We start from the raw sequence: 14,832 nt of genomic DNA, 5'->3' as shown, positions 1-14,832 counted from the left end.
CTCTCTGATAGGAATTAGCTGCGTTTGGCTGTCCGAGACGGTTGCGCGCGGTCTGGTTTCTGACTCTGAAGGGAATTCCCATGGCAAGGCGGGCCACGTCGGGCGAACGCTCGATGGCAATTCGTACGTACCTGATTGTCGGCGTGGCAGCGGGCGCCACCAGTGCGGCGATGGCTGGTATCGGCGCGTTGGCGCTGACTGACGTCGATTCGGTGGCCCCGGAAAGCCATGCGGTGCAGCTGGTCTCAAACGAAGAGGCCCTTCTCCTGCTCAACCTCGGCGGCGGCAGCGACCGGCGTGACGAGGCTCTTGCGGTGCAGGCAACCCGAGCTTCGGCCGACGCTAACCCGCTGTACCGGCCGATCATCGGACCCGGCGGATGGCTCATCGGCGACGGACTCGACGCAGTCGAGGGCTGCGAAGGTGCCGCCTGCAACGGCGGCGCCGGCGGGTTGCTCGGCGGCAACGGCGGCGCGGGCCTCAACGGCGGCTCGGGAGGTGCGGCCGGCCTCCTCTTCGGCAACGGTGGTCGCGGCGGCGACGGTGTCGCGGCCGTCTACAACGACCAGGGTGAGCTGGTCTCGGCTGCCGGCACCGGAGGGTTCGGCGGAGGCGCGGGCCTGTTCGGCCGCGCAGGCGACGGCGGTACCGGCGGCGCGGACATCAATGAAAGCAGCTTCACGGGTACGGACGCCGCCCGCAACGATGCGGTCGGCGGTGCCGGCGGAATTGGCGGCAGGGCCGTCCTCGGAACGGCGGGCAAAGCAGGCGCCGGCGGCTACGCCTATTCGGAGAACGGCAACGCCACCGGTGGCGCAGGCGGCGTCGGCGGAGCCAACTTCTTCGGTGTGGGTGGCGACGGCGGCGACGGTGGCGAGGGCGAAGCCTCCGCCGCGGGCACCGTCGCGACCGGCGGCGCGGGCGGCCTGGGCGGACCCGCCTGGGGCAACAACGCCGGCAACGGTGGAGCGGGTGGCTACGGCGAAGCGTTCGGCGAGGCCGATGCCCAAGGTGGCGCCGGCGGAGCGGGTGGGTCGACCAACATCGGAAACGGCGGCAAGGGCGGCGAAGGCGGCGAGGCCGTATCGCTCGACGGTGACGCGACCGGCGGCGAGGGTGGCGCGGGCGGATACACCAACGGTGTGGGCAGCGGCGGTGACGGTGGGCGCGGCGGTGACGCCTCCGGTAACGGAAACGCCAAGGGCGGCAACGGCGGCGACGGCGGCAAGGGCGGGGACGTCCGGGGTGACGGTGGCCGCGGCGGTGACGGCGGCGACGGATCGATCGAACCCGGTGGCAGCGGTACCGCCGCGGGCGGCGACGGGGGTGCCGGCGGTGCAGGCGGGCCCGGCGGCACCGACGGCGCCTCGGGAGACAGCGGATCCGGGACTCAGGGAGCCTCTGAGTCGGACTGACCGATCGGCTGCGCCGACGGAAACGTCCACGGCCCGTTCAGAATTTCGGGCCGTGGGCGGTACAGCCGGACCAGGTAATTCCAGCCCGGCGTGATCGGCAGACAGTTGGGCACCGAGTCGTCGCAGCCACCGAACCGGATGGTCACCGCGCCGTCGGCATCCGGAACCGCGGTGATGTTGTTGAGCGAGTACGCGTTCGCCGGATTCGGCGTGAAGTACCCGTCGGCGTTGTAGACGGTGACCGACCAGAAGCCGTCGACGGGGACGTCGCTCACGGTCAGCTTGTGCACGGTCTGCCCGTCGTTGTCGTCCGGTGTGACCGGCAGATACAGCGCTTCGCGCTCGGGATTGCCGCCCCACGCCGCGGCGGCACCGATCAGCCGTCGCACCGGGTCGACGGCGCCCTCGGCGCCGAACATTCCCCTGGTGTCGGGCAGCGTCGCGAACAACGTCACCAGGGCGTCGCGCACCGCCTTCTGACTGTGGGGATCCCAGTCCGGGACGTCGAACGAACCGCGGCCCGCCTGCTCGACGACGACGCCGTCCTGCAGTGCGTGCACTGCGGTGAGATCGGCGGGGTCGTTCGGGTCGACGAGCGTGCGCAGCGCGAGCATCACGTAGCGGGTCCCGATGTCTTCGCGGCTGAACGTGTGCGGGCCCGCGGCATAGCTGAACTCGGGGACGTAGTGATCCTGCGTGATCACCTGCATCGAGCGGTACCGGGAGCCGGCGTCGGGCAGCGTGACGCTGACCGGTCCCGCGTCCAGATCGAAGACGGCCGCGGAGTACAGCGTGTCGCGGTTCTGCCGCACCACGAGTTGCGCGTCGATCGGCCCGAGATCATGGAAGTGGACGAACTGTCCGAGCACTCCGCCTCTGAGGATGTTGCCGAAGTACAGGTCCGTTTCGGCGCGGATGAAATTGTCCGGCGAGACGTGGATGGTCATGGCCGGACGTCGCTGGTCAGACGTGCAGCAGTGTCGGCAGAGCCAGGGCCGAGTCGACGGCGAGCGCGAGGAACACCACAGCCAGGTAGTTGTTCGACTGCAGGAACAGCCGCAGCGGTTTCACCGGCTCACCCCGGCGCACGCCGGCGTAGAGCTGGTGGGCCATCACGAGGAACCAGGTTCCGGCGAGGATCGCCACCGACATGTAGAGCCAGCCGGTCGTCAGCGCGAGAGCCAGCGTGGCGATCACGGTCAGCCAGGTGTACACCAAAATCTGCTTGGTGACCTGCAGCTCGGTCGCGACCACGGGCAGCATCGGAACACCGGCCGCCTCGTAATCCTCCTTGTAGCGCATCGCCAGCGCCCAGGTGTGTGGCGGCGTCCAGAAGAAGATGATCGCGAACATGACCAGCGCGGGCCACTGGATGGTTCCGGTCACCGCGGACCAGCCGATCATCACCGGCATGCAGCCGGCCGCCCCGCCCCACACCACGTTCTGCGACGTGCGTCGCTTGAGCAACAGCGTGTAGACCAGCACGTAGAACGCGATGGTGGCGCCGGCCAGATGCGCCGACAACATGTTCGTCGTCCACCAGAGCCAGAAGAACGACGCGACCGACAGCGTCAGGCCGAACACCAGAGCGTGGCTGCGCGGCACCGTCGCGCGGGCCAGGGCCCGGCGCTCGGTGCGCTTCATCTTCTTGTCGATGTCGGCATCGGCGACGCAGTTCAGCGTGTTGGCGCCCGCCGCCGCCAGCAGGCCGCCGACCAGTGTGTTCAGTATCAGCAGGGGGTCGACCGTGCCGCGGTTCGCCAGGAGCATCGCCGGGATCGTGGTGACGAGAAGCAGCTCGATGACGCGGGGCTTGGTCAGGCCGATGTAGCCCATCAGCCGGGTGCGGAATCCGATCGGACCCTCGGTGGCATCGCCGACGAGGTGGCCTTCGCGAATTCTCACGCAACCAACTCCTTACCAACACCTTCAGCACCGACGCGCGTCTACTACAGAGGATGGTAGACCGCCGGTGCCGGTGTCTGAAAATGCAGGGTCTGTTCACCTGGAGACCGGGATGACCTCTGCGTCGCCCAGGCGTTCACCACTAGGGTGGTTGCAGCGGATTGACAGTCGCACCAACACTGCCCGCCGAGCCAAGGAGCGCCCTTCGTGACCACGATCGAAGAGATCAATTCCCTCACCCGGCCCAACCACCCTGAAGACTGGACGGACCTCGATTCCCGCGCGGTCGACACCGTGCGTGTGCTGGCCGCCGACGCCGTGCAGAAGGTCGGAAACGGCCATCCCGGCACCGCGATGAGCCTCGCCCCACTGGCCTACACGCTGTTCCAGCGGCAGATGCGCCACGACCCCAACGACGTTCACTGGCTCGGCCGGGACCGCTTCATCCTGTCCTGCGGTCACTCCAGCCTGACGCTGTACATCCAGCTGTATCTCGGCGGCTTCGGCCTTGAGCTCTCCGACATCGAGTCGCTGCGGACGTTCAAGTCCAAGACCCCCGGACACCCCGAGTTCCGTCACACCAAGGGCGTCGAGATCACCACCGGCCCCCTCGGCCAGGGTCTGGCCTCGGCGGTGGGCATGGCGATGGCGGCACGTTACGAGCGCGGCCTGTTCGATCCGGACGCCCCGCCCGGGGAGAGCCCCTTCGATCACTTCATCTATGTGATCGCCTCCGACGGTGACATCGAGGAGGGCGTCACCAGCGAGGCGTCCTCGTTGGCCGGCACCCAGCAGCTCGGCAACCTCATCGTCTTCTACGACAAGAACCACATTTCCATCGAGCACGACACCGACATCGCCCTGTCCGAGGACGTCGCGGCCCGCTATCGCGCCTACGGCTGGCATGTCCAGGAGGTCGAGGGCGGCGAAAACGTCGTCGGTATCGAGCAGGCGATCGCCGAAGCCAAGAAGGTCACGGACAAGCCGTCGTTCATCGCGGTGCGCACGATCATCGGCTATCCCGCGCCCACGAAGATGAACACCGGCGGGGTGCACGGCTCGGCACTGGGAGACGAAGAAGTCGCCGCGACCAAAAAGGTTCTCGGGTTCGACCCCGACAAGAAATTCGAGGTCAGCGACGAGGTCATCGCCCACACCCGCAGCCTGCAGGCCCGCGGCCAGGAAGCCCACGAGAAGTGGCAGCCGGCATTCGACGCGTGGGCCGAGCGCGAGCCCGAGCGCAAGAAGCTGCTCGACCGGCTGCTGGCCCAGGAACTGCCCGAGGGCTGGGACGCCGACATCACCGTATGGGAGCCGGGCTCCAAGGCCGTCGCCACGCGCGCGGCGTTCGGTCAGGTGCTCAACGACGTCGCCCCCAAACTGCCCGAGCTGTGGGGCGGTTCGGCCGACCTGGCGGGCTCCAACAACACCACCATCAAGGGCGTGAACTCGTTTGGGCCGCCGTCGATTTCGACGGAGGACTTCACCGCCGACTGGTACGGCCGGGTGCTGCACTTCGGCATCCGCGAGCATGCGATGGGGTCAATCCTGTCGGGCATCGTGCTGCACGGCCCCACCCGCGCCTTCGGCGGGACGTTCCTGCAGTTCTCGGACTACATGCGTCCCGCGGTGCGTCTGGCGTCGCTGATGGACATCGACACGATCTACATCTGGACCCACGACTCGATCGGTCTCGGAGAGGACGGCCCGACCCACCAGCCGATCGAGCACCTCGCGGCGTTGCGGGCCATCCCGAACCTGTCGGTCGTCCGTCCGGGCGATCCGAACGAGACCGCGTACGCGTGGAAGAGCATCGTCGCCCGCGGCAACGGCAGCGGCCCGGTCGGTTTCATCCTGACCCGGCAGGGAATCCCCGTGCTCGAGGGCACCGACGCCGCAGGTGTCGCCCGAGGCGGATATGTCCTCGGCGGAGGTGACTCCACAGGCGCCGACGTCATCCTCATCGGAACAGGCTCGGAGCTGCAGTTGGCGGTCGAAGCGAAGAAGTTGTTGGCAGAGAAGAACATCACCGCCGCGGTGGTGTCGATGCCCTGCGTCGAATGGTTCGAATCGCAGCCCAAGGAATACCGCGACAGCGTGCTCCCGCCCGGGGTGTCCGCAAGGGTCGCCGTCGAGGCGGCAGTGGCACAGAGTTGGTACAAGCTCGTCGGCGACACCGGCGAGATCATCTCCATCGAGCACTATGGCGAATCCGCCGACGACAAGACGCTGTTCCGCGAGTTCGGATTCACCCCCGAGGCAGTGGTGGCCGCGGCCGAACGCACCATCGCAAACTGACCGTCAACCCACACGAAGGGCAACCATCATGACCCAGAACGAGAATCTGGCCGCACTGTCCAGAGCCGGCGTATCCGTCTGGCTCGACGATCTGTCCCGTGAGCGTCTGCAGACCGGCAACCTGCAGGAGCTCATCGACACCAAGAGCATCGTCGGGGTCACGACGAACCCGTCGATCTTCCAGGCCGCGCTGTCGAAGGGCGATGCCTACGACGCGCAGATCAAGGAACTCGCCGAGCGGGGCGCCGACGTCGACGCGACGATCCGCACCGTCACCACCGACGACGTCCGCAACGCCTGCGACGTGTTCGCCAAGATCTACGAGCAGTCCGGCGGCGTCGACGGCCGGGTGTCCATCGAGGTCGACCCGCGTCTGGCGCACGACACCGACAAGACGATCCTGCAGGCCATCGAGCTGTGGAAGATCGTCGATCGCCCCAACCTGCTGATCAAGATCCCGGCCACCGAGGCGGGCGTGCCCGCCATCGCTTCCGTTCTGGCCGAAGGCATCTCGGTGAACGTGACGCTGATCTTCTCCGTCGAGCGCTACCGCTTGGTGATGGACGCCTACCTGCAGGGCCTGGAGAAGGCGAAGGAGGCCGGTCACGATCTCTCCCGGATCCACTCCGTCGCTTCGTTCTTCGTGTCCCGCGTCGACACCGAGATCGACAAGCGGCTCGAAGATCTCGGAAGCGAAGACGCGCTGGCGCTGCGCGGCAAGGCGGGCGTCGCCAACGCCCGCCTGGCGTACGCCGCTTACGAGGAGATCTTCCTCGGTGGCGATCGGTTCTCCGCGCTGAAAGACGCAGGCGCACGAGTGCAGCGCCCACTGTGGGCATCCACCGGCGTCAAGAATCCGGACTACTCGGACACCCTCTACGTCACTGAGCTGGTGGCCCCGAACACCGTGAACACCATGCCGGAGAAGACGCTAGACGCGGTTGCCGATCACGGCGTAATCACCGGTGACACCGTCACCGGCCGCTCGTCCGAAGCGCAGGAGATCTTCGACCAGCTCGCTGCAGTCGGCATCGATCTGACCGACGTGTTCGTGGTGCTGGAGAACGAGGGCGTGGAGAAGTTCGAGAAGTCCTGGCACGAGCTGCTGGAAGCCACCCAGGGTCAACTCGACGACAAGAAGTGACCCGGTAGAACATGACCGAGCCGTGGCGTAACCCGTTGCGGGACAAGCGCGACAAGCGCATGCCCCGCATCGCGGGTCCGTGCAGTGTGGTCATCTTCGGTGTCACCGGAGATCTGGCCCGCAAGAAGCTGATGCCGGCGATCTACGACCTCGCCAACCGGGGCCTGCTGCCTCCGTCGTTCGCGCTGGTCGGGTTCGCCCGGCGCGATTGGGCCGACGAGGACTTCGGGCAGGTGGTGTACGAGGCCGTCAAGCAGCACGCCCGCACGCCGTTCCGGCAGGAAGTGTGGGATCGCCTCGCCGAAGGTTTCCGTTTCGTCCAGGGGTCGTTCGACGACGAAGCCGGATTCGCCCGCCTGGCCGAGACGTTGGACAAACTCGACGCCGAACGCGGCACGGGTGGCAATCACGCGTTCTACCTGTCCATTCCGCCGAAGGCATTTCCGCAGGTGCTCGAACAGCTGTCGAAGACCGGACTGGCGAAGAAGGCCGACGGGCACTGGAGCCGCGTGGTCATCGAGAAGCCGTTCGGTCACGACCTCAAGAGCGCCGAAGAGCTCAACGCCATCGTCAACGAGGTGTTCCCCGAGTCGTCGGTCTTCCGGATCGACCACTATCTGGGCAAGGAGACGGTGCAGAACATCCTGGCGCTGCGGTTCGCCAACGAACTGTTCGAACCGGTGTGGAATTCGCACTACGTCGACAGCGTGCAGATCACGATGGCCGAGGACATCGGGCTGGGTGGGCGAGGCGGCTACTACGACGGGGTCGGCGCCGCCCGCGACGTCATCCAGAACCACCTGTTGCAGCTGCTGGCACTCACCGCCATGGAGGAACCGGTCAGCTTCTCCCCCGATGAGCTGCAGGCCGAGAAGATCAAGGTGCTCTCGGCCAGCCGACTCGCTGAACCATTGGATGAGACCACGGCCCGCGGTCAGTACACCGCCGGTTGGCAGGGCGGCGAGCGTGTGGTCGGGCTTCTCGAGGAGGAAGGTTTCTCGTCGAACTCGACCACCGAGACGTTCGCGGCGATCACCGTCGACGTCGACACCCGCCGCTGGGCTGGCGTCCCGTTCTATCTGCGCACCGGAAAACGCCTCGGCCGCAGGGTCACCGAGATCGCGCTGATCTTCAACCGGGCACCGCATCTGCCGTTCGACGCGACGATGACCGAGGAACTCGGGCAGAACGCGTTGGTGATCCGGGTACAACCCGATGAGGGCATCACGTTGCGCTTCGGTTCCAAGGTGCCCGGGAATCAGATGGAAGTCCGCGACGTCAGCATGGACTTCTCGTACGGCTCGGCATTCGCCGAGGAGTCGCCCGAGGCCTACGAGCGCCTAATTCTGGACGTCCTGCTGGGTGAGCCGTCGCTGTTTCCGGTCAACGAAGAGGTCGAGCTGGCCTGGAAAATCCTTGATCCCGCGCTGGAATACTGGGCATCCCACGGAAAGCCCGACCCCTATGAGGCTGGCGGCTGGGGCCCGGATTCGGCGTTCGAGATGCTGCGCCGTACCGGCCGGGAATGGAGACGCCCGTGATCATCGATATGCCGGACACGGACACCGGGGCCATCAACAAGAGAATTCAGGCGCTGCGCGAAGAGGGTGGGGCCATCACGCTCGGTCGTGTCCTCACGCTGGTCATCGCACCGGACACCGAAGCCGTCCTCGAAGAGTCCATCGACGCCGCCAACGCGGCCAGCCGCGAGCATCCATGTCGCGTCATCGTGGTCGCCCCCGGCGATCGTCGTGCGGATAAGGCGCGGTTGGACGCACAACTCAGGGTCGGCAGCGATGCCGGCGCCAACGAGGTTGTCGTGTTGAGACTTTCGGGTCCGCTGGCCAACCATGCCAGCAGCGTGGTGATGCCGTTCCTGCTGCCCGACACCCCCGTAGTCACCTGGTGGCCCGATGTCGCTCCCCCGGTTCCAGCGCAGGACCCGCTGGGCAAGCTGGCGCTGCGCCGAATCACCGATGCCACCAATGGCACCGATCCGCTCGAGTCGATCAAGGGCCGGCTGGAGGGCTATACGCCGGGCGACACCGACCTGGCGTGGAGCCGAATCACGTACTGGCGTGCGCTGCTTGCCGCGGCAGTGGACGAGCCGCCCCATGAACCGATCAGCTCGGCGCTTGTGTCGGGCCTTGCCACCGAACCCGCACTCGACGTCCTGGCGGGCTGGCTTGCCAGCCGGATCGACGGGCCGGTGCGGCGCGCCGTCGGCGAGCTGAAAGTCGAGCTCGTGCGCGACAGTGAGACGATCGTGTTGAGTCGCCCACAGGAGGGGGTCACCGCGAAGATCACCCGTGATGCGAAGCCCGACGCGTTGGTTCCGTTGGCCCGCAGGGAAACTCGCGAATGTCTGGCTGAGGACATGCGTCGCCTCGATGCCGACGAGATCTACTTCGAGGCGCTCAAGGGAATTGAGAAGGTGGAATACGTATGACGGTGACGATCGAGAAGTATTCCGACACTGCGGCTTTGGTCGCCGCGGCCGGAGACCGACTGGTCGGCGTCATCACGACGGCGATCGAGGCACGGAACGAGGCGACGATCGTTCTGACCGGTGGCGGCACCGGGATCGGCCTGTTGAAGCGGGTCGGTGAACGCAGCGGTGAGATCGACTGGTCGAAGGTTCACATCTACTGGGGCGACGAAAGGTTCGTCCCGGCCGACGACGACGAACGCAACGAGAAGCAGGCTCGTGAAGCCCTGCTGGACCATGTCGGCATCCCGGAAGAGAACGTCCACGTGATGGCCGCAAGCGACGGCGAATTCGGCGACGACCTCGACGCCGCTGCAGAGGGCTACGCACAGCTGTTGGAGGAGACCTTCGTCGGTGCGACGACGGAGTTCGACGTGCATCTGCTGGGCATGGGCGGCGAGGGTCACATCAATTCGTTGTTTCCGCACACCGCGGCCGTTCAGGAAACCGAACGGCTGGTTGTCGGCGTGACGGACTCCCCCAAGCCGCCGCCGCGGCGAATCACGTTGACGTTGCCTGCGATCGCGCGCTCGCGCGAGGTCTGGCTGGTGGTGTCCGGCGAGGCGAAGGCCGACGCGGTGGCTGCGGCGATCGGCGGCGCCAAGCCTGTGGACGTGCCGGCCGCAGGCGCCACCGGCAGCGAGGCCACGGTCTGGCTTCTCGACGAGGAGGCAGCCTCAAAGCTGCCGTGACACACCGGAAGTCTTGAGGAGCACCGCGACGACGGCCGCGGCGACCAGTAGAGCGGGAACGTCTCCGAGAAGGTGCCCGCGCTGGTGGGGACTGGCCAAGGCCTGCACCGCCATGATCGCGGCGTGGACGGCGCTGGACCACACCGCGAACCAGATCAGGCTGATGTGAGCCTCGGGCCACCGTGACGCGTTGATCAGAAAGGCGCCGAGCACGACGTAGACGCCGACGATCATCATGAAGTAGTCGGATTCGTAGGGCGCGCCGTGGTGCCACGACCAGCCCGATGGCCAGACGACGGACAGCGGATACAGCAGGATCATCGCGGCGCCGGCAACGGCCAGTGCGATGCGGAGAAGTCGATAACTGGTCGCTGAGGTCATGGCGCTTCCAGTGTGCGCTCAGAGCGCCGATCCGGGCGATTTATCGATCTGAATGCACACCAGATGCCGTGGGTCATACTGGCGCAATGGCAGACAAAGGCGGCAGACCGGTCAGGACCGGGCCCGAGCGCATCCGCAAGCTCGCGCAGGCGGCCCTCAACGCCGACGTCACCGTCGAGCAGGTCGACACGATCCTTGAGGGCCTGAGCGAGACGCTCGAAGATCTCAACCACTCGACCGGCAACCTGGATGCCACGCTGGAGCGCTTCAACGGCACCATCAGCCAGATCAACGAGCTCGCACCGCGCCTCATCGCCGTCGTCGACAGAATGGAGGGCATCGTCGCCCGCGTGGAGCGCATCGTCGGCCTCGGCGAATCAGTGATCTTACCGATCGCCGCCACCGAACAGGCGATTCGCGGTGCGGTCGAGCGGGTGCGCCGCACCGCCGGGCTTTGACCGCAGCCCCGGTACCCGTACCTCCGTCGGCACCCGAAACCGGCTTGCCGTGGGATGTCACCGTCGGCGATGCCGTCGCCGCGATCCACGAGGCCCGAACCACCCACGGGGACACCTTCGCCGTGCACAGCGGCGACGACCGCTACCTGTTCACGTTCTCCCCCGCCGGTGTCGAATCGTTCTATGCCCTACCGGAGGAATCGGCGAGCAAGGGCCTCGCTGATTTCCTGATGCTCAAACGCAAGCTGCCCGACGAGATCTTCGACGGCAGAAGGACGCTGCCGACGTCGCTGTTCCGCAAGGACGACGTTGCGTCCTACCTGACCAACCTCGCCGCGGCCCTGGAATCGACCGGCACCGAACTCGGCGCAGAGGGCACGACCGACCTGTTCGCGTTGACGCGACGCCTCGGGCACCGGATGGGCCTGGCCTCGTGGGCGGGGCCGGGGTGCGCCGACGGCGACGCGTTCGAGAGGCTGGTCAGGGACTTCGACGCTCTCGACGGCTCGGACGCGTTCGTACACCCCGACGCGATGGCCCAGGTCGCCGCCACGGGCAAGCGGGTCGAGCGCGAGGCGCTGGATGACATCGTCGACGTTGTCGGAGCGTCGGTCGCCGCACATGACGGTGGCCTGTTCGGTCGGATCGTCGACGCGTGGGCCGACGAATCCGGTGACCGCCGGCTACGCGGCATCGCGCTGGACGTGGCCCTCATCCACAACGCTTCGATGTCGAATCTGATGGCCGCGCTGGGCTGGGCCGTGGTCGATCTGCTGCGGCACCCCGACGATCGCGCCCGCGTCGCGGCGGGAGACACCGACTGGGCGCAGAAGTGCGCGCTGGAGAGCATTCGGCTGGCGCAGCGCTCCATCATGGCGCGCACGGTGCTCCGACCCGTGGACCTCGACACCGGCGACGTCACCTACCGGGTGCCCGCAGGGTGGACCATCGCGACGCTGCTGCCGCTGTTGAACACGTCCGCCACGCCGGGCCTGGAGCACTGGGAGCCGGACCGATGGTCGGGCTACCGCCTCAAGGACCGCGACCAGCTCCCGTCACCGATGCTGGTCACCGCGTTCGGCCACGGGAAGCATTCCTGTCCCGCGCAGCCGTTCTCGCTGACCGCGATGACGACCGCGATGGCCTACCTGCTGAGCCGTTACGACATGACACCTGGCTGGGATGCCCACCCGCAGCCGGTGCCCGCCCAGATCGGCGGCGTCGCACGCGCAGCCGGCCCGTGCCCTATCCGCTATTGCGCAGCGCCGTAGCCAGTCCGCTCATCGTCAGCAGAATGCCGCGCTGGACCAGTTCGTCCTCGTCCCCGGAGCGATAGCGCCGCAACAACTCCACTTGCAGATGGTTCAGCGGCTCCAGGTACGGGAAACGGTTGAACACCGAGCGGGCCAGCGACGGGTTGTCGGCCAGCAGGTCGTCCTGCCCGGTGATCAGCTTGTGCATCCGGATGGTGCGGGCGTGCTCGTCGACGATCTTGTCGAACACGCGGCTCCGCAGCGCCTCATCCTCGACCAGCTCCGAATAGCGCGCGGCCAGACCGAGATCCGACTTCGACAGCACCTGTGCCATGTTGGACAGCACCGTCGCGAAGAACGGCCAGCGCCGGTACAGGTCCTGCAGCACTTCGAGTCGGCCGTCCTCTTCGGCGATCCATTCCTCGAAGGCGGTGCCGGTGCCGTACCAGCCCGGCAGCATGACGCGTGACTGGCTCCAGGCCAGCACCCATGGGATCGCCCGCAGATCCGAGATCGACGTGGTCGGTTTGCGCGACGTCGGCCTGCTGCCGATGTTGAGCGCACCGATCTCGCTGACCGGGGTGGACGCCTTGAAATACTCGACGAATCCCGGTGTCTCGTGGACCAATTCGGCGTACGCGCGCTGCGCGCGGGCGGCGAGATCGTCGAGCACCTCGTACGCGGGTTCCGCTGCGTCGCCCAACCCCTCGACGTCGAGCAACGTGCCCTCCAGCGTCGCGGCCAGCAGCGTCTCCAGGTTGCGGTGCGCGATCCGCGGTTCGGCGTACTTGGCGGCGATGACCTCGCCCTGCTCGGTGATGCGCAGCGATCCCTGCACCGCGCCCGGTGGCTGCGCCAGGATCGCGTCGTAGCTCGGTCCGCCGCCGCGGCCGACGGTGCCGCCGCGACCGTGAAAGAGCCGCAACCGGATTCCGGTCTTGCGGGACGTCTCCACCAGGTCGAGCTCGGCGCGGTAGAGCGCCCAGTTCGCGGCCAGGTAGCCGCCGTCCTTGTTGGAGTCCGAGTAGCCGAGCATGACCTCCTGGCTGTCACCGCGAGCGGTGATGACCGCCCGGTACAGCGGAAGGTCAAGCGCTGCTTCGAGAATCGACGAACCGCGCTGCAGGTCGTCGATGGTCTCGAACAACGGGACGACGCCGACGGGCGCATACGGGTGCTCCGATGACGCGTCCAGCAGTCCGGCTTCCTTCAGCAGGATCGCCGCTTCGAGCATGTCGGAGACCGACTGGCACATCGAGATGATGTAGTTCGGCACTGCCTGCGGCCCGAACACGTGAACCGCCCGCGCCGCGGCGAAGACGATGTCGAGTTCTTTCCGGGCCAGCTCGGACAGCTCGGCGCCAGTGCCGATCAGCGGCCGGCGCGTACCCAGCTCGGCGGCCAGGATCTCGACTCGTTCATCCTCGCTCAGCGATGCGTAGTCGGCATGCACACCCGCCCACGCCAGCAGCTCGGCGATGACCTCCTCGTGCACATCGGAGTTCTGCCGCATGTCCAGCCCGGACAAGTGAAAACCGAAGACGCGCACAGCTTCTCGCAGTCGCGCCAGCCTGTCGTCGGCAAGCGCTGCGCTGCCGTTGGCACGCAGCGACTCATCGACGACGTCCAGATCGTCGAGCAGTTCCCCGGGCGCCAGATACGGGTCCATCCCGAGATCGAGTTCGTGCTCGGGTTGGCGGTCCAGGATGGTCTGCGCGGTGGCGGTCAAGCGCGCGTGCACGACGCGCAGCGCACGGCGATACGGTTCGTCCGCGCGGGCCGGCTCGTTGCACGCGTCGGCGAGGGCGGCCAGCTCGTCGCTGATGTGGACCAGCCGCACCGACATCGAGAGCTCCTGCTCGAGCGCGGTGAGCTCGGTGAAGTAGTGCGTGAACGCGGTGTAGGCCGCCTGGCCGGTGGCCAGCCGCACGACTTCAGCGGTCACGTTGGGGTTGCCGTCCCGATCGCCGCCGATCCACGAACCCGGTCGCAGGATCGGCTCCTCCAGCAGGTCGGCATCTGGCCAGCGCTGCTGCAGCGCCGCCCGCACTTCGGCGTTCACCTGCGGGATCACCTCGAAGAACGCGGCCGGGTAGTACCGCAGCCCGGTCTCGATCTCATCCTGGATCTTCAACCGCGACAACCGGATCAGGGCGGTCTGCCACAGCGTCAGGATGTGGCGACGCAGTTCGGCGTCGACGTCGCGGCCGTCGGCGGTCTCGCTGTGCCCGTGCAGCCGCATCCGCATCAGCTCGGTGATGCGGTGCTGCGTGTCGAACACGGTTCGGCGTCGCGTCTCCGTCGGGTGCGCCGTGATCACCGGGGACACCAGCGCGCCGCGCAGGGCATCGGCAACGGTTTCGGCAGGCAACTCCGCGTCGTCGAGCTTCAGATAGGTGGCAGCGAGCCTGCTGTCCTGCGGCGGCTCCCCCGCGGCTTCGTGGATCCTGCGCCTGCGCTCACGGTGGATGTCCTCGGCCACGTTGGCCAGCAGGGCGAAGTGGGTGAACGCCCGGATCACCGGGATCGCGAGATGGACGTCGACACCTTCGAACAACTTCGCGACGTCGGCGCGGTCGATCTCGGAGCGCCGAACCCGAAACGCCTCCACACGTGCGCGCTCGACGAGGTCGAACACCTCGTCACCGTTCTGCTCACGGACCGTGTCACCGAGAATCGCGCCGAGCAGCCGAATGTCCTCCCGCATCGGTTCGGTCGCCTCCCGGCCTACTTGGGTGCGCTGCACCGCTCCGATCGGTTCGAGGTCGGGGGAAGCCATTGGCCAATTATCCGGGTTG

Annotated in this window: 12 protein-coding genes; 8 read left to right on the top strand and 4 right to left on the bottom strand. The window is 67.2% G+C overall.

All coding sequences use genetic code 11. The features are described from left to right. Positions 1 to 80: 80 nt before the first annotated feature. Positions 81 to 1,415, top strand: coding sequence for a hypothetical protein (locus P9A17_RS30615; RefSeq protein WP_278042560.1), 1,335 nt, complete (start codon positions 81 to 83; stop codon positions 1,413 to 1,415). Here the strand turns inward: P9A17_RS30615 and P9A17_RS30610 are convergent. Together P9A17_RS30610 and P9A17_RS30605 are read right to left on the bottom strand one after the other, a co-directional pair. Next, positions 1,391 to 2,362 (bottom strand): DUF1254 domain-containing protein, encoded by a 972-nt coding sequence (locus P9A17_RS30610; protein ID WP_278042559.1) that lies wholly within the window; start codon positions 2,360 to 2,362, stop codon positions 1,391 to 1,393. The two genes, P9A17_RS30615 and P9A17_RS30610, sit on opposite strands and share 25 nt — an antisense overlap. Before the next feature lie 16 nt (positions 2,363 to 2,378). Next, on the bottom strand, positions 2,379 to 3,272 hold the full coding sequence (locus P9A17_RS30605; protein ID WP_278042589.1) for a heme o synthase: 894 nt from the start codon (positions 3,270 to 3,272) through the stop codon (positions 2,379 to 2,381). A gap of 255 nt (positions 3,273 to 3,527) precedes the next feature. On the opposite strand from P9A17_RS30605, the gene tkt reads away from it, so the two are divergent. The 5 genes from tkt to pgl are packed head-to-tail and all read left to right on the top strand — an operon-like array spanning position 3,528 to position 9,942. Further along, entirely contained in the window at positions 3,528 to 5,618 is a 2,091-nt protein-coding gene (gene tkt, locus P9A17_RS30600) for a transketolase (protein ID WP_278042558.1), read from the top strand. A 25-nt stretch (positions 5,619 to 5,643) separates the two neighbouring features. Next, positions 5,644 to 6,762, top strand: coding sequence for a transaldolase (tal, locus tag P9A17_RS30595; RefSeq protein ID WP_278042588.1), 1,119 nt, complete (start codon positions 5,644 to 5,646; stop codon positions 6,760 to 6,762). Positions 6,763 to 6,773: 11 nt separating this feature from the next. Beyond that, positions 6,774 to 8,303 (top strand): glucose-6-phosphate dehydrogenase, encoded by a 1,530-nt coding sequence (zwf, locus tag P9A17_RS30590; protein ID WP_278042557.1) that lies wholly within the window; start codon positions 6,774 to 6,776, stop codon positions 8,301 to 8,303. Further along, positions 8,300 to 9,211: a glucose-6-phosphate dehydrogenase assembly protein OpcA gene (opcA, locus tag P9A17_RS30585; protein WP_278042556.1), complete on the top strand. Its 912-nt coding sequence runs from the start codon at positions 8,300 to 8,302 to the stop codon at positions 9,209 to 9,211. Before zwf ends, opcA begins: the two co-directional genes overlap by 4 nt. Then, complete coding sequence (pgl, locus tag P9A17_RS30580) at positions 9,208 to 9,942, top strand: 6-phosphogluconolactonase (RefSeq protein ID WP_278042555.1); 735 nt, start codon at positions 9,208 to 9,210, stop codon at positions 9,940 to 9,942. The genes opcA and pgl overlap by 4 nt, the downstream gene beginning before the upstream one ends. On the opposite strand, the gene P9A17_RS30575 is transcribed toward pgl, so the two are convergent. Beyond that, entirely contained in the window at positions 9,928 to 10,323 is a 396-nt protein-coding gene (locus P9A17_RS30575; protein WP_278042554.1) for a DUF6632 domain-containing protein, read from the bottom strand. The two genes, pgl and P9A17_RS30575, sit on opposite strands and share 15 nt — an antisense overlap. Before the next feature lie 86 nt (positions 10,324 to 10,409). Between P9A17_RS30575 and P9A17_RS30570 the strand changes: the two genes are divergently transcribed. Further along, positions 10,410 to 10,781: an ATPase gene (locus P9A17_RS30570; protein ID WP_278042553.1), complete on the top strand. Its 372-nt coding sequence runs from the start codon at positions 10,410 to 10,412 to the stop codon at positions 10,779 to 10,781. After that, the gene (locus P9A17_RS30565) at positions 10,778 to 12,052 is read left to right on the top strand and encodes a cytochrome P450 (RefSeq protein WP_278042552.1); all 1,275 of its coding nucleotides are present in this window, start codon (positions 10,778 to 10,780) and stop codon (positions 12,050 to 12,052) included. Before P9A17_RS30570 ends, P9A17_RS30565 begins: the two co-directional genes overlap by 4 nt. Here the strand turns inward: P9A17_RS30565 and ppc are convergent. Continuing rightward, entirely contained in the window at positions 12,027 to 14,813 is a 2,787-nt protein-coding gene (gene ppc, locus P9A17_RS30560; protein ID WP_278042551.1) for a phosphoenolpyruvate carboxylase, read from the bottom strand. The two genes, P9A17_RS30565 and ppc, sit on opposite strands and share 26 nt — an antisense overlap. Positions 14,814 to 14,832 lie beyond the last annotated feature (19 nt).

Origin of the sequence: Mycobacterium sp. 236(2023) (genome assembly GCF_029623955.1) — a bacterium.
Taxonomy (GTDB): domain Bacteria; phylum Actinomycetota; class Actinomycetes; order Mycobacteriales; family Mycobacteriaceae; genus Mycobacterium.
This window is presented reverse-complemented; position numbering and strand designations above follow the sequence as displayed.

Bases quoted from the DNA above. Each gene is read 5' to 3' on its own strand.
- P9A17_RS30615 (WP_278042560.1), top strand. From the start codon at position 81: ATGGCAAGGCGGGCCACGTCGGGCGAACGCTCGATGGCAATTCGTACG.
- P9A17_RS30610 (WP_278042559.1), bottom strand. From the start codon at position 2,362: ATGACCATCCACGTCTCGCCGGACAATTTCATCCGCGCCGAAACGGAC.
- zwf (WP_278042557.1), top strand. From the start codon at position 6,774: ATGACCGAGCCGTGGCGTAACCCGTTGCGGGACAAGCGCGACAAGCGC.
- pgl (WP_278042555.1), top strand. From the start codon at position 9,208: ATGACGGTGACGATCGAGAAGTATTCCGACACTGCGGCTTTGGTCGCC.
- P9A17_RS30575 (WP_278042554.1), bottom strand. From the start codon at position 10,323: ATGACCTCAGCGACCAGTTATCGACTTCTCCGCATCGCACTGGCCGTT.
- P9A17_RS30570 (WP_278042553.1), top strand. From the start codon at position 10,410: ATGGCAGACAAAGGCGGCAGACCGGTCAGGACCGGGCCCGAGCGCATC.
- ppc (WP_278042551.1), bottom strand. From the start codon at position 14,813: ATGGCTTCCCCCGACCTCGAACCGATCGGAGCGGTGCAGCGCACCCAA.